Annotated in this window: 9 protein-coding genes; 8 read left to right on the top strand and 1 reads right to left on the bottom strand. The window is 72.3% G+C overall.

Translation table 11 applies throughout. The features are described 5' to 3' along the window. The first annotated feature begins 65 nt into the window (after positions 1–65). The 6 genes from ACFXGX_RS02770 (at position 66) to ACFXGX_RS02745 (ending at position 8,724) form a co-directional block, all read left to right on the top strand. The gene (locus ACFXGX_RS02770) at positions 66–1,469 is read left to right on the top strand and encodes an MFS transporter (protein WP_384783946.1); all 1,404 of its coding nucleotides are present in this window, start codon (positions 66–68) and stop codon (positions 1,467–1,469) included. Between the two features lie 296 nt (positions 1,470–1,765). Then, complete coding sequence (locus tag ACFXGX_RS02765; protein ID WP_384783944.1) at positions 1,766–2,551, top strand: DUF3592 domain-containing protein; 786 nt, start codon at positions 1,766–1,768, stop codon at positions 2,549–2,551. Between the two features lie 466 nt (positions 2,552–3,017). Beyond that, a complete protein-coding gene (locus tag ACFXGX_RS02760; protein ID WP_384783942.1) occupies positions 3,018–5,297 on the top strand; it encodes a tetratricopeptide repeat protein in 2,280 nt (759 codons plus the stop codon). A gap of 184 nt (positions 5,298–5,481) precedes the next feature. Then, the gene (locus ACFXGX_RS02755) at positions 5,482–5,889 is read left to right on the top strand and encodes a YciI family protein (protein ID WP_355776206.1); all 408 of its coding nucleotides are present in this window, start codon (positions 5,482–5,484) and stop codon (positions 5,887–5,889) included. A gap of 8 nt (positions 5,890–5,897) precedes the next feature. Then, positions 5,898–7,082 carry an RNA polymerase sigma factor gene (locus ACFXGX_RS02750; RefSeq protein ID WP_384784214.1) on the top strand — a complete coding sequence of 395 codons (1,185 nt, stop codon included), beginning with the start codon at positions 5,898–5,900 and terminating at the stop codon, positions 7,080–7,082. A gap of 76 nt (positions 7,083–7,158) precedes the next feature. Beyond that, a complete protein-coding gene (locus ACFXGX_RS02745; RefSeq protein WP_384783940.1) occupies positions 7,159–8,724 on the top strand; it encodes a phytoene desaturase family protein in 1,566 nt (521 codons plus the stop codon). A gap of 178 nt (positions 8,725–8,902) precedes the next feature. Here ACFXGX_RS02745 and ACFXGX_RS02740 read toward each other — a convergent pair whose 3' ends face one another. Then, positions 8,903–10,732 carry a serine hydrolase gene (locus ACFXGX_RS02740; RefSeq protein WP_384783938.1) on the bottom strand — a complete coding sequence of 610 codons (1,830 nt, stop codon included), beginning with the start codon at positions 10,730–10,732 and terminating at the stop codon, positions 8,903–8,905. Between the two features lie 170 nt (positions 10,733–10,902). Between ACFXGX_RS02740 and ACFXGX_RS02735 the strand changes: the two genes are divergently transcribed. Both ACFXGX_RS02735 and ACFXGX_RS02730 read left to right on the top strand, forming a co-directional pair. Further along, entirely contained in the window at positions 10,903–12,015 is a 1,113-nt protein-coding gene (locus ACFXGX_RS02735) for an NAD(P)H-dependent flavin oxidoreductase (protein WP_384783936.1), read from the top strand. Then, positions 12,012–13,562, top strand: coding sequence for an acyl-CoA synthetase (locus tag ACFXGX_RS02730; protein WP_384783934.1), 1,551 nt, complete (start codon positions 12,012–12,014; stop codon positions 13,560–13,562). Before ACFXGX_RS02735 ends, ACFXGX_RS02730 begins: the two co-directional genes overlap by 4 nt. Positions 13,563–13,602: the final 40 nt, after the last annotated feature.

Below are 13,602 nucleotides of genomic sequence, written 5' to 3'. Positions count from 1 at the left end.
CCGGCCCGCACCACCTCGACAGGCCTGCCGCGCAAGGCCGTCGTCCCTCTCCGACAGGAGCAACCATGACCGCGGTACCCACCGTGCACCGGCCGTCGGCCGGGACCTCCCCGGCCACCGGCGGCGGCACCCGCGCCTGGACGGTGACCGCGCTGCTCGTCGTCTTCATGATGGTCAACTTCGCGGACAAGTCCGTGCTGGGTCTGGCCGCCGACGAGATCCGCGCCGACCTCGATCTGAGTGCCACTCAGTTCGGGCTCGCCAACAGCGCGTTCTTCCTGCTCTTCTCCGTGGCGGCGGTGGCCGTCGGACTCGCGGCCGACCGGCTGTCCACGAAGACGCTCATCCTCGTGATGGCCGTCCTGTGGTCGGTGGCCCAGGTCCCGGCCGCGTTCGGCGGCGGCCTCGCGGTCCTCGTCGCCTCGCGGATGTTCCTCGGCGCGGCGGAAGGGCCCGCGTTCCCCGTGGCCCAGAAGGCCACACTCGCGTGGTTCCCGGACGAGCGGCGCAACCTGCCCGGTGCGCTGGTCACCCTGGGCGTCACCCTCGGTGTGATCGTCTCCGCGCCCGGACTGTCCTGGGTGATCCAGCACCACGGATGGCGGGCCGCCCTGTGGGTCCTCGCCGCCGCGGGACTGGTGTGGGCCGTGGCCTGGGCGGCCCTCGGCGCCGACGGCAGACATTCCGTCGGTACAGAGGTCGGCGCGGGCATTGGTACGGACGTCGGTGCGGACGTCGGTGCGCACGTGGGTACAGACGTCGGTGCGGACGGCGGTAGGAGGGTACGCACGGAACTCGGTGCGGATGCGGCCGTCCTGCCGGTGCCGACGCGGGCGGACGCTCCCTACCGGAAGATCTTCGCCAGCCGAACCTGGATCGGCGTCACCCTCGCCTACTTCACCAGCTACTGGTGCGTGGCCCTGATGCTGGTCTGGCTGCCCTCCTATCTGCGCAACGCCCTCGGATACGCGGCCGACGAGGCGGGCACCGTCGTGATCGCCCCCTGGCTCGTCGGGGCGCTCGCCCTGCTGGGCCAGGCGGGCGTCACCGGGTGGCTGATGCGCCGCGGCATCGGCAGCCGCCGCGCCCGTGGATGGGTGGGCGGCGGGCTTCTCACCCTCGGTGCCGCCTGCTGTCTGGCCCTGCCGTTCGCCGACGGCAGGACGGCGACGACCGTCCTGGTCGCCCTCGGCTTCGGCCTCGGCGGCTCGTACGCGACGATCGCCGCGACCACCGTCGCCGAACTCGCCCCGCCGTCCCGCGCGGGCGGCGCCCTGGGCACCATGAACGCGGTGGTCACCGCGGCCGGACTCGCCGCGCCCGCCGTCGTCGGAGCCCTTGTCGACGCGCGGGGCACCGCCGGATATCAGAGCGCCGTCCAGTCGTCCGGGCTGCTCCTGGCCCTCGGCGCCATCGCCTCCTTCCTGCTGGTCGACCCGCGGCGGGACATCGCCCGCCTGGACGGCTGACCTCGAAGCCAAGGCCCGGCCACCAGTCCGCCCACCGGCCCCGCTGAGCCTCCCGCCGCTCCGGGTCCGGTCACCCCAACCGCGCGTATGTGCAGGCGGATGCAGCCCGAAGCCGCTCCATGTCGAGGTCTGTTGACGAGGCGTGGACGGGATCTTGGTCCATTGCCGCAGGCCAAGCCCGGAAACGAACACATCCTCCGGGCAGGAACGCGGAGCCTCGGACACAGAGCCGGCTACCCCTACAACCTCGGCGGCGACCGGTGCGTCATAGCTCGTAACGGGGCGAGGAGGCGCAGATGAGTGAGCGCGGGTCCGTACAGAGCGACAGCCGGGGGAAGTACCGCTTCCTCAAGGGGTGGGCCTCGCTGGCAGGCGTCGCGGCCTTCGTGGTGTGGCTCGCATTCGATCCGTTCGAGCTGACCTGGAACCAGGTTTTCGGCGGCGCGCTGGCGCTGTCCGCAGCGGGCGCCGTCGCGAGCCTGCTGTTACGCCGGTGGGGCTGGGCTCGTCGTTGGGCCGGCCGAATTCCCCCGCCGGGCCGCCTCGCGGCGGGGCTGGTCTCCAGGCCTGGTGTGCCATCGCCGCTGCGGGACCCCCGCTGGGCCGGAGCCCGGGGCACTGCTGTGGGTTTCCTGATGTTCGGCACCGTGGCCGGATTCATGGGATGGAAAGCCGGCCAGGAGGACCAGATACTGCGGAACCTCCGGGAGCACGGGCAGAGGACCGAAGCGACCGTAGTCGCCATTGCCGGCCGGTCGGAGGAAGGCCGGGCGAACTCCTTGGCCGTGCGCTTCAGTACACCGTCCAGCACGGTACGAGCGCATATCGACGTCGGAGACGGCTCGGGAAACGACGCGAAGCCCGGAGGCCACGTACCCATCGTCTACAACCCGTCGGACCCCACCGAGGTCCGTCACGCCGGCCGTCTGGACGGATCCGAAGCCGACGGGATTCGACAGGGTTCTGTGGTGATCGGATTACTCGCGGCAGGTTTCCTGGTGGGAACCGCCCGAGAGGTGATGCGTGTCAAGGAGCAGACGGAAGCAGGCAAGACGCCGGACACCCCCGGCCCCGGAGCCTGAACGCCACGACGCAACTCGTGATCATGCCTTGAGATTTCAGCCCGGCTTCGCCGCTCCGGCAGGCCGCCACACAGTGCACCTCCGGCACAGTTCGTGCCGCGTTGGCGCCCGGGATCCATTCCACAACGGTCAGGCGACGTGCATCACGTGATCAGCACAATCACTCCGGAGGCGTGTGCGCCGGGTCGGCGCACCCTGTTCTGTCGTCGTGCGCCCACGCGGTGCGCGGCAGCCCCGCACCGAGTGCCCGTCGCCGTGATCCGGCGCGGGGTGTCATGGGCACCACGGCGCGCTGTGTCCCCGCGCGGCCGCGCCGGAGACTCCCGGCCGGAGACATTCTCCCGGCCGTGTCACGGCTCGGCCCCGGCTCGCCTTCGACGCCGTACAAAGTCGGCTGATCGCTCGTCATACTGGACGTGGCCGGGGGCGGCTTCGGGGCCGAGCATGACGGGGGCGATCTCAGGAGATGGCGGAGAGCAGGCTGATCCAGGGCCGGTACCGGCTCCTCGATCCGATCGGGCGCGGCGGTATGGGCGAGGTGTGGCGGGCGCGGGACGAATCACTGGGCCGCCAGGTGGCCGTCAAGTGCCTCAAGCCGCTCGGCCCGCACCACGATCCGTCCTTCGCCCGTGTCCTGCGCGAGCGGTTCCGGCGCGAGGCCAGAGTCGCCGCGTCCCTTCAGCACCGCGGTGTGACCGTCGTCCACGACTTCGGCGAGTCCGACGGGGTGCTGTACCTGGTCATGGAACTGCTGGAGGGACACAACCTCGGCCAACTCCTGGAGGACAACCGGTCTCGTCCGCTCGCGGTCGACGACATCGTCGACATCGCCGACCAGGTGACCGCCGCGCTCGCCTACACCCACCAGCAGAGCATCGTGCACCGTGACTTGAAGCCGGCGAACATCATGCGGCTGACCGACGGCACCGTGAAGATCTGCGACTTCGGCATCGCCCGCCTCGGCCACGACATCGGGTTCACCTCGCGGCTCACCGGCACCGGCGTCGCCATGGGAACCCCGCACTACATGTCGCCGGAACAGATCAGCGGCGCGGAGGTCGACCAGCGCAGCGACCTCTACTCCTTCGGGTGCGTGCTCTACGAGATCGCCACCGGAGCCCCGCCGTTCGACCTCGGCGACGCCTGGGCCATCCTCGTCGGCCACCGCGACACCGTGCCCGAGCCGCCGCGCAGCCACCGGGCCGACATCCCCGAGTACCTGGAGCGGATCATCCTCGACCTGCTCGCCAAGCAGCCCGAACAGCGCCCGTCGGACGCCGGTGAACTCGCCCGTCGCATCACCGCCGGGCGCACCACGCCGATGTACGTGCCGACGGTGGTCGCCCCGGCCCCGCCGCGCTCCGGAGCCGAACGGCACTCCGCGGCACCGCGGTTCCCGTCCCGGCCCGAGCAGCCGCCCTCCCGCGCGCCCCGGCTGCCGTCCTGGACCCAGGGCATGACGACCGGCCACAAGGCCACCGGAGCGGGATGGCGCGGCACCCCGCCCGACGCGTCCGCCGGTCTCACCGGAGAGTGGACCACCCGCCCCTCCACCGCCGTTCCGCCCCTCCCCGGTCACGGCGAAAGGCCCGCTCCCGCGGCGGAGGCGATCACCGCCCTGGTGAGCCGCCACAACTCCGGTCTGAGCCTCGGACGCCTCGGCCGGTGGACCGAGGCGGGCGAGATCCACCGTTCGGTCGCCGCCGAACGGGAGCGGCTGCTCGGGCCCGACCACCCGGACACGCTCGCCAGCCGGTACGAGGTCGGCTTCACCCTCAGTCGCACCGGACGCCCCGGCGAAGCACTCGGCGAGTACGCGCGTGTCGCCCAGGCCAGAGAGCGGGTGCTCGGCGTCGACCACCCCGACACCCTGGCCGCGCGACAGGAAATGGCCTACGTGCTCGGCCAGTTGGGCCGCCACTTCGAGGCGCACCAGGCCTATACGTCGGTCCTCGCCGCCCGGCAGCGCGCGATGGGCCCCGACCACCCGGACACCCTGCGCTGCCGCCACAATCTCGCCTTCAACCTCAGCAGACTCGGACGCCTGGAGGACGCGTACCGCATGGCGGCCGAGGTCGCCGTGGCCCGCGCCCGGGTGCTCGGCCCGGCCCACCCGGACACCCTCGTCACGCGTTATGAAGTCGCCTACGTACTCGGTCAGTTGGGACGCTGGCCCGAGGCGCTGCACACGTATCAGGAGGTGGCCGCGACGCGTGTGGGGGCGCTCGGACCCGACCATCCGGACACGCTCGCCGCCCGCTACGAGGTGGGCATCTGCCTGGGCAGACTCGGCCGCAGCGTCCAGGCGCTGGAGCTGTACCGCTCGCTCGTCGGCGACCGCATCCGCGCGCAGGGCCCCACCCACCCCGAGACCCTGCGCGCCCGGCACGGGCTCGGTGTGAACCTCGGCCGCCTCGGCCGCTGGGAAGAGGCCCTCGCCGAGTCCCGTGACGTGTGCGTCATCCGCGAGCGCGCCCTCGGGGCCGACCACCCCGACACCCTCGTCAGCCGCCGCGAGGTCGCCGTCGGGCTCGGCTGGCTCGGGCGCTGGGCCGACGCCCTCACCGAGTACCGGCGTGTCGCGGCCGCCCGTGAACGGGTGCTCGGGGCCGACCACCCCGACACCCTCGCGAGCCGCACCGACGAGGCGCACTGCCTGGAGCAGCTCGGCCAGGGACGGGAGGCGGCGGAGCTGTACCGCAGGGTGGCCGCCCTGCGTCAGCGGCGCGCGGCCCAGGGGCGCTGACCGCCCGGCCGGGTGCGACGGCGGCCCGTCGGAAGGCACGCGACCTGCGGTTCTCCACGAGATTCCGCACAAGATTCTCGACGAGGGAAAAAATTTCGGCCGGTGATGTCGAGAACCCGTGGCCCGCTCCGTCCCAGCAGTGAAGGCGACCACAATGGGTCGCACTCGTACCGAGGAGATCACCATGGCCAAGTACCTGCTGCTCAAGCACTACCGGGGCGCCCCGGCCGCGGTCAACGACGTACCCATGGACCAGTGGAAGCCGGAGGAGATCACCGACCACATCCAGTACATGAACGATTTCGCGGCCCGGCTGGAGAAGACCGGTGAGTTCGTCGACGGTCAGGCGCTCGCCCCCGAGGGCCAGTGGGTCCGGTACGACGGCGAGGGCCGCCCGCCGGTCACCGACGGCCCGTTCGCCGAGACCAAGGACCTCATCGCCGGCTGGATGGTGATCGACGTCGACAGCCACGAGCGCGCCGTCGAGCTGGCCGGGGAACTGTCGGCCGCCCCCGGTGCGGGCGGCGAGCCGATCCACGAGTGGCTCGAGGTGCGCCCGTTCCTGACCGCCCACCCCACGGTCACGGAGTGACCTCACCCATGGACGAGGCCCTGCTCCGGAGCCTCACTCCGGGCGTGCTCGCCGTCCTCGTCCGCCGCGGAGCAGACTTCGCGGCGGCCGAGGACGCCGTGCAGGACGCGCTCGTCGAGGCCGTCCGCGTCTGGCCGGCCGACCGGCCGCGTGACCCCAAGGGCTGGCTGGTCACCGTGGCCTGGCGCCGGTTCCTCGACGCGACCCGGGCGGACGCCGCCCGTCGCCGGCGCGAGGACCTCGTCGAGGAGGAACCGGCGGCCGGACCCGCGACCTCGGTGGACGACACGCTCCAGCTCTACTTCCTGTGCGCCCACCCGTCGCTGACACCGTCGTCCGCCGTCGCGCTCACCCTGCGGGCCGTCGGCGGGCTCACCACCCGTCAGATCGCCCAGGCCTACCTGGTGCCCGAGGCGACCATGGCGCAGCGCATCAGCCGCGCCAAGCGCACCGTGGCCGGCGTTGGGGTATCCCCTGCTCGAGCGGAGCCGAGAGCTCGGGGAAGGCTCGACCGGCACGGTGACGTCGCCACCGTGCTGCGCGTCCTGTACCTGGTCTTCAACGAGGGCTACTCCGGCGATGTCGACCTCGTCGCCGAGGCCATCCGGCTCACCCGGCAGCTCGCGGCCCAGGCCGACCACCCCGAGGTGGCCGGCCTGCTCGCCCTCATGCTGCTCCACCACGCCCGGCGCGCCGCCCGGACCGCGCCCGACGGCAGCCTGGTGCCGCTGGCCGAGCAGGACCGCGGCCTGTGGGACACCAGGGCGATCGCCGAGGGCGTCGCGATCCTCCAGGCGGCCCTCGCCCGCGACCGGCTGGGCGAGTTCCAGGCCCAGGCCGCCATCGCCGCACTCCACGCCGACGCCCCCGTCGCCGAGGAGACCGACTGGATCCAGATCGTCGAGTGGTACGACGAACTCGCGCGCCTGACCGACAGCCCCGTCGTCCGGCTCAACCGCGCGGTGGCCGTCGGCGAGGCCGACGGGCCGCGCGCCGGACTCGCCGCGCTCGCGGAGCTGGACGACTCGCTGCCCCGCCACACCGCGGTGGCCGCGTACCTCCACGAGCGCGACGGGGATCTGACGAGGGCGGCACGGCTGTACGCGGAGGCCGCGCGCAAGGCGCCCGACCTGGCCGAGCGCGACCATCTCACCCGCCAGGCCGCCCGCCTCAACACCCGCCGGGGCGGCTGACGGACCGATCCGTACGGGTGCCGCCGCTTGCCGCGCACCCCTGGCCGCCGTAGATCATCACGTGCTACGAAGAGGCATGCCTGTACACGAGGGATATGACGCCGTGATCGTCGGCGGAGGCCACAACGGACTGGTCGCCGCCGCCTATCTGGCACGGGCCGGACGGTCCGTGCTGGTGCTGGAGCGACTGGGGAACACCGGGGGCGCCGCCGTGTCCACCCGGCCGTTCGCCGGGGTCGACGCGAGGCTGTCGCGCTACTCGTACCTGGTGAGCCTGCTGCCCCGGAAGATCGTGCGGGACCTGGGCCTCGACTTCCGGGTCCGGGGCCGGACCGTCTCCTCGTACACGCCCGTGGAGCGCGACGGACGGCCCACCGGGCTGCTCGTCGGCGGCGGCGAGCGGCGCACCCGCGAGGCGTTCGCCAAGCTGACCGGTTCCGAGCGCGAGTACGAGGCGTGGCAGCGCTTCTACGGGATGACCGGCCGTGTGGCCCAGCGTGTCTTCCCGACGCTCACCGAACCGCTGCCCACCCGCGAGGAGCTGAGGGCGCGCGTCGACGACGAGGACGCCTGGAGGATCCTCTTCGAGGAACCGGTCGGTACGGCCGTCGAGGAGTACTTCGCCGACGACCTCGTGCGCGGCGTCGTGCTCACCGACGCGCTCATCGGCACCTTCGCCGACGCCCACGACCCGTCGCTGCGGCAGAACCGCTGCTTCCTCTACCACGTGATCGGCGGCGGCACCGGGGCCTGGGACGTGCCCGTCGGCGGAATGGGCGCCCTCACCGACGCGATCACGGGCGCGGCCCGCGCGGCGGGTGCCGTGATCGAGACCGGCCACGAGGTGCTGCGGATCGACACGGACGGCCACTCCGCCGAGGTCACCTATCGCACGGCCGACGGCGAGGGTGTCGTCGCCGCCCGGCACGTGCTGGTGAACGCCTCGCCGCAGGAGCTCGCCCACCTCACCGGAGACGAGCCGCCGGCCCCCGCGGAGGGCGCGCAGCTCAAGGTGAACATGCTGCTCAAGCGGCTGCCCAGGCTCCGCGACACCTCCGTCGACCCGCGCGAGGCGTTCTCCGGGACCTTCCACGTCGCGGAGGGGTACGAGCAACTGGCGGCCGCCCACGCGCAGGCCGCGGCCGGTGAACTGCCCACCGCCCCGCCCTCCGAGATCTACTGCCACTCGCTCACCGACCCCAGCATCCTCGGCAAGGACCTCGTCGAGCGGGGCTACCAGACCCTCACCCTCTTCGGCCTCCACACGCCCGCCCGGCTGTTCGAGCGGGACAACGACGCCGTACGCGAGGAGTTGCTGAAGTCGACCCTGGCGCAGCTCGACGCGCACCTCGCCGAGCCGCTCGCCGACTGTCTGGCCACCGACGCGGACGGGCGGCCGTGCATCGAGGCGAAGACCCCGCTCGACCTGGAGCGGGACCTGCGGTTGCCGGGCGGCAACATCTTCCACCGCGACCTCGCCTTCCCCTACGTCCAGGAGGACACGGGCCGCTGGGGCGTGGAGACCCGGCACGCCAACGTGATGCTGTGCGGGGCGGGCGCGGTGCGCGGCGGCGGGGTGAGCGGGGTCCCGGGCCACAACGCCGCGAAGGCCGTACTGGAGTCACCGGACCAGAAGGGCTAGACCGAGGGCCCGCCATCAAGGCGCCCCTGCGAGGAGCGCGCGCCCCCGGCCAGGAGAGGGCGCCCCCGGCCAGGAGGGGGGCGCTCTCCGGCCAGGAAGGGGCGCCCCCCGGGGAGAGCGCGTGCTCCCGCCGGGAGCGGGCGCACCTCCCTCGGGTGTGTGCGCCCCCGTGCTGCCGTCAGTCCTCGGACGGCACCCACCCCACCGCCGCGATCCGCCCGGTGTCCGCGGGGCGTGACTCGTCGAAGAGGGCGCGGTCGCCGGACTCGACCCGCAGCCCGTCGACGTAGGCGCCGCGGCCGACGTACAGCCGGTCGGTCGTGTAGCGCCAGCGCAGCGTGAGCGCGGCCGAGTCCGGCAGGTCGGCGCCGAGCCGGTGCCAGGCGCGTCCCGACCATCCGGTGGCCGTGCCCGCCGGATGGTCCTGCGGGTCCTCGGTTCGCCGCCGGGTCGTGAAGGGGACCGGCTCCCAGGTCGCGCCGCCGTCGGCGGAGGCTTCCAGGAACAGCGTGTCCGATCCGGGTTCGGTGTCCCACCACAGCGCGCAGCGAAGCCGGGCGGGACCGGCGGTGGTGTCGAGCGCGGGCAGTGTCAGGGTCGCCGTGGTCGTGTTCGCCGTCCCGGAGAACCAGGACGTACGGCCGTGCGCCGGACGCACCGCGACGGCTCGCGCGAGGTTGTTCCCGGCGGCGACCCGGGGAGCGGAGCCGGATCGCCATGTGCGCACGGGGTGGACGGAGTTGCCGAGGACGATCAGGAAGGAGTCGGTCGTCGGGTCCAGGACGAGCGACGTGCCGGTGAAGCCGGTGTGCCCGGCGGTGCGCGGTGTCGCCATCGCGCCCATGTACCAATGCTGGTAGAGCTCGAAGCCGAGGCCGTGTTCGTCGCCGGGGAAGGCGGTGTTGTAGTCGGTGAACATCAGGTCCACCGATTCCGGCCGCAGGATGCGCGCCTTGCCGTACGCGCCGCCGTTCAGGAGGGTGCGCCCGAGGACCGCCAGGTCCCAGGCGCTGGAGAAGACCCCGGCGTGACCGGCGACCCCGCCCAGGGAGTACGCGTTCTCGTCGTGGACCTCGCCCCACACGAGCCCGCGGTCCAGTCCCGACCACGGGAGCCGCGCGTCCTCGGTGGCGGCGATCCGCGGCTTCCAGGAGGCGGGCGGGTTGTAGCGGGTGCGGTCCATGCCGAGGGGGCCGGTGATCTCGTCGCGCAGCAGGGTGTCGAGGGTCCGGCCGGTGATCCTCTCCAGGACGAGCTGGAGCGAGATCAGGTTCAGGTCGGAGTACAGGTACGCGGTGCCGGGCGCGGTGGCGAGCTTCTCGTCCCAGATGAGCTGGAGCTTTCCCTCGCGCGTCGGAGCCTTGTACAGCGGGATCCAGGAGCGGAACCCGGAGGTGTGGGTGAGCAGTTGACGGATGGTCACACTCTGCTTGCCGCCGCCCGCGAACTCCGGGAGGTACGAGGCGACGGTGGCCTCCAGTTCCAGCGCCTCGCGTTCCAGTTGCTGCACCGCGAGGATGGAGGTGAACAGCTTGGACACGGAGGCGAGGTCGTAGACCGTGTCCCCGGACACCGGGATCTGCTGTTCGGCGGGGAACTCGATGCCGGTGTCGGTCTTCTCGTCGTACGCCGCGTAGCGAACGGCCATGCCGATCGGCTCGTGCAGGGCCACGGTGCCGCCCCGGCCCGCGAGCAGGACGGCACCGGCGTACCAGGGGTGTCGGGGTGAGGGGCCGAGGAACACCTGGGCGTCCGCGACGAGTTGACGCAGATGGCCGGCGAGCAGTCCGGCCTGCCGGGGTGTGCCGTGCCTCAGCATGCGGTGGCCTTCCCCCGCCGAAGCCCCCGCCGAAGCCCCCGCCGAGGCCGCCGCCGGTCCCGCGGGGAAGGGGGCGAGGGCCAGCGCCCCGCCCATCGCCAGTACGCTGCTGCCCCACTGACGGCGGGTCGGTCCACCGCCCGCTCCGTCCTGTGTGCCGTTCGCCGGGTCCTTGACGCCTTCGCTCATCGGAAGCCTCTCACTCGCGTCGCCTGAAAGTATCTTTCCGGGTCTGCCGTGCCGAGTGAACTTTCCCGTCACGGGTGGGCGTGTCAACCCTTCCCGGGAGGCGCCATGGCATCTGACGGAGTATCAGAAAAGGTCTTCCCTCGTCCGGACGTCTGCGGCATCCTGCGCCCATGCAGACGGAGCTGAGCAAGGAACTGGGAGTCGAGCACGCCATTTTCGGCTTCACGCCGTTTCCCGCCGTCGCCGCGGCCATCAGCCGTGCGGGCGGGTTCGGTGTGCTCGGCGCGGTCCGCTACACCGCCCCCACCGACCTGGAGCGCGACCTCGACTGGATCGAGGCGAACGTCGACGGCATGCCCTACGGCCTGGACGTCGTCATGCCCGCCAAGAAGGTCGAGGGCGTCAGCGAGGCCGACGTCGAGGCGATGATCCCCGAGGGGCACCGTCAGTTCGTCGCGGACACCCTCGCCAAGTACGGCGTCCCCGAACTCGCCGCGGGCGAGGCGTCCGGCTGGCGCATCACCGGCTGGATGGAACAGGTCGCCCGCGGCCAGCTCGACGTCGCCTTCGACTACCCGATCAAGCTCCTGGCCAACGCGCTGGGTTCACCGCCCGCCGACATCGTCCGGCGTGCCCACGAGCGCGGGGTGCTCGTCGCGGCCCTCGCGGGCAGCGCCCGGCACGCGCGCAAGCACGCCGAGGCCGGCATCGACATCGTCGTCGCCCAGGGCTACGAGGCGGGCGGACACACCGGGGAGATCGCCTCGATGGTGCTCACGCCCGAAGTCGTCGACGCCGTGGGCCCGTTGCCCGTCCTGGCGGCGGGCGGCATCGGCAGCGGAGAGCAGGTGGCCGCCGCACTGAGCCTCGGCGCCCAAGGGGTGTGGCTCGGCTCGGTCTGGCTGACCGTGACGGAGGCCGACATGCACTCCCCGGCCGTCACCCGCAAACTGCTCGCGGCCGGCTCCGGCGACACCGTCCGCTCCCGCGCCCTGACCGGCAAGCCCGCCCGCCAGCTGCGCACCGAGTGGACCGACGCCTGGGACGACCCGGACGGGCCCGGCACGCTCCCCATGCCGCTCCAGGGACTCCTGGTCGCCGACGCCGTCTCCCGCATCCAGAAGTACGAGGTGGAGCCGCTGCTCGGCACACCGGTCGGCCAGATCGTGGGCCGGATGAACAGTGAACGCTCCGTCCAGGAGGTCTTCGACGACCTGACCCGGGGCTTCGAGCGAACCGTCGACCGCATCAACCGCATCGCGGGCAGGGGGGAACAAGCATGACCACCTCACCCAACGGCTTCTGGGCCCAGGCCGCCGCCGACCCCGGGCGCGTCGTCCTGATCACCCCCACCGGCGAGGAGTGGACCGCCGGGCGGCTGCACGAGGCGGCCAACCGCCTCGTCCACGGACTGCGCGCCGCCGGTCTCGAACGCGGCGACTCCTTCGCGGTCGTCCTGCCCAACGGCGTCGAGTTCCTCGTCGCCTACCTCGCCGCCTCGCAGGCGGGCCTCTACCTCGTCCCCGTCAACCACCACCTCGTGGGCCCCGAGATCGCCTGGATCGTCTCCGACTCGGGAGCCAAGGTCCTCATCGCCCACGAACGGTTCGCCGACGCCGCCCGGGGCGCCGCCGACGAGGCGAAGCTCCCCCCGGCACAGCGGTACGCCGTCGGCGCGATCGAGGGCTTCAGGGCGTACACCGAACTCCTCGACGGGCAGCCCGGCTCCGTGCCCGGGGACCGCACCCTCGGCTGGGTCATGAACTACACCTCGGGCACCACCGGCCGCCCGCGCGGCATCCGGCGCCCGCTGCCCGGCAAGCTCCCCGAGGAGTCGTATCTCGGCGGCTTCCTCGCCATCTTCGGCATCCGGCCGTTCGACGACAACGTGCACCTCGTCTGCTCGCCGCTCTACCACACCGCGGTCCTCCAGTTCGCGGGCGCGTCCCTGCACATCGGCCACCGGCTGGTCCTGATGGACAAGTGGACACCCGAGGAGACGCTGCGGGTCATCGACGCCCACCGGTGCACCCACACCCATATGGTGCCGACCCAGTTCCACCGGCTGCTGGCCCTCCCCGACGAGGTGAGGGCCCGCTACGACGTCACCTCCATGCGGCACGCCATCCATGGCGCGGCCCCGTGCCCCGACCATGTGAAACGGGCCATGATCGCCTGGTGGGGGGAGAGCGTCGAGGAGTACTACGCGGCCAGCGAGGGCGGCGGCGCCTTCGCGACCGCCGAGGACTGGCTGAAGAAGCCCGGCACCGTCGGCAAGGCCTGGCCCATCAGCGAACTGGCCGTCTTCGACGACGAAGGCAACCGGCTGCCGCCCGGCGAACTCGGCACCGTCTACATGAAGATGAGCACGGGCGGATTCTCGTACCACAAGGACGAGACCAAGACGCGCAAGAACCGCATCGGGGACTTCTTCACCGTCGGCGACCTCGGCCTGCTCGACGAGGACGGGTATCTCTTCCTCCGCGACCGCAAGATCGACATGATCATCTCGGGCGGCGTCAACATCTACCCCGCCGAGATCGAGGCGGCGCTGCTCTCCCACCCCGCCGTCGCCGACGCGGCCGCCTTCGGCATCCCGCACGACGACTGGGGCGAGGAGGTCAAGGCCGTGGTCGAGGCCGCGCCCGGCCACGAGGCCGGACCGGCGCTCGCCGCCGACATCCTCGCCCACTGCGAGCGGCGACTCGCCGGCTACAAACGGCCCAAGAGCGTCGACTTCATCGCCGCCATGCCCCGCGACCCCAACGGAAAGCTGTACAAGCGACGGCTCCGCGACCCCTACTGGGAGGGCCGCACCCGGACGATGTGACCCGGCCGCGCGCGGCGCCCCGACCCAGGGGCGTTTAAAA

This window comes from Streptomyces sp. NPDC059371 (genome assembly GCF_042751995.1).
Classification (GTDB): Bacteria; Actinomycetota; Actinomycetes; order Streptomycetales; family Streptomycetaceae; genus Streptomyces.
This window is presented reverse-complemented; position numbering and strand designations above follow the sequence as displayed.

What these genes read in the sequence shown, in the direction of transcription:
- ACFXGX_RS02770 (WP_384783946.1), top strand. Translation starts at nt 66, where the DNA reads ATGACCGCGGTACCCACCGTGCACCGGCCGTCGGCCGGGACCTCCCCG.
- ACFXGX_RS02765 (WP_384783944.1), top strand. Translation starts at nt 1,766, where the DNA reads ATGAGTGAGCGCGGGTCCGTACAGAGCGACAGCCGGGGGAAGTACCGC.
- ACFXGX_RS02760 (WP_384783942.1), top strand. Translation starts at nt 3,018, where the DNA reads ATGGCGGAGAGCAGGCTGATCCAGGGCCGGTACCGGCTCCTCGATCCG.
- ACFXGX_RS02755 (WP_355776206.1), top strand. Translation starts at nt 5,482, where the DNA reads ATGGCCAAGTACCTGCTGCTCAAGCACTACCGGGGCGCCCCGGCCGCG.
- ACFXGX_RS02750 (WP_384784214.1), top strand. Translation starts at nt 5,898, where the DNA reads ATGGACGAGGCCCTGCTCCGGAGCCTCACTCCGGGCGTGCTCGCCGTC.
- ACFXGX_RS02745 (WP_384783940.1), top strand. Translation starts at nt 7,159, where the DNA reads ATGCCTGTACACGAGGGATATGACGCCGTGATCGTCGGCGGAGGCCAC.
- ACFXGX_RS02740 (WP_384783938.1), bottom strand. Translation starts at nt 10,732, where the DNA reads ATGAGCGAAGGCGTCAAGGACCCGGCGAACGGCACACAGGACGGAGCG.
- ACFXGX_RS02735 (WP_384783936.1), top strand. Translation starts at nt 10,903, where the DNA reads ATGCAGACGGAGCTGAGCAAGGAACTGGGAGTCGAGCACGCCATTTTC.
- ACFXGX_RS02730 (WP_384783934.1), top strand. Translation starts at nt 12,012, where the DNA reads ATGACCACCTCACCCAACGGCTTCTGGGCCCAGGCCGCCGCCGACCCC.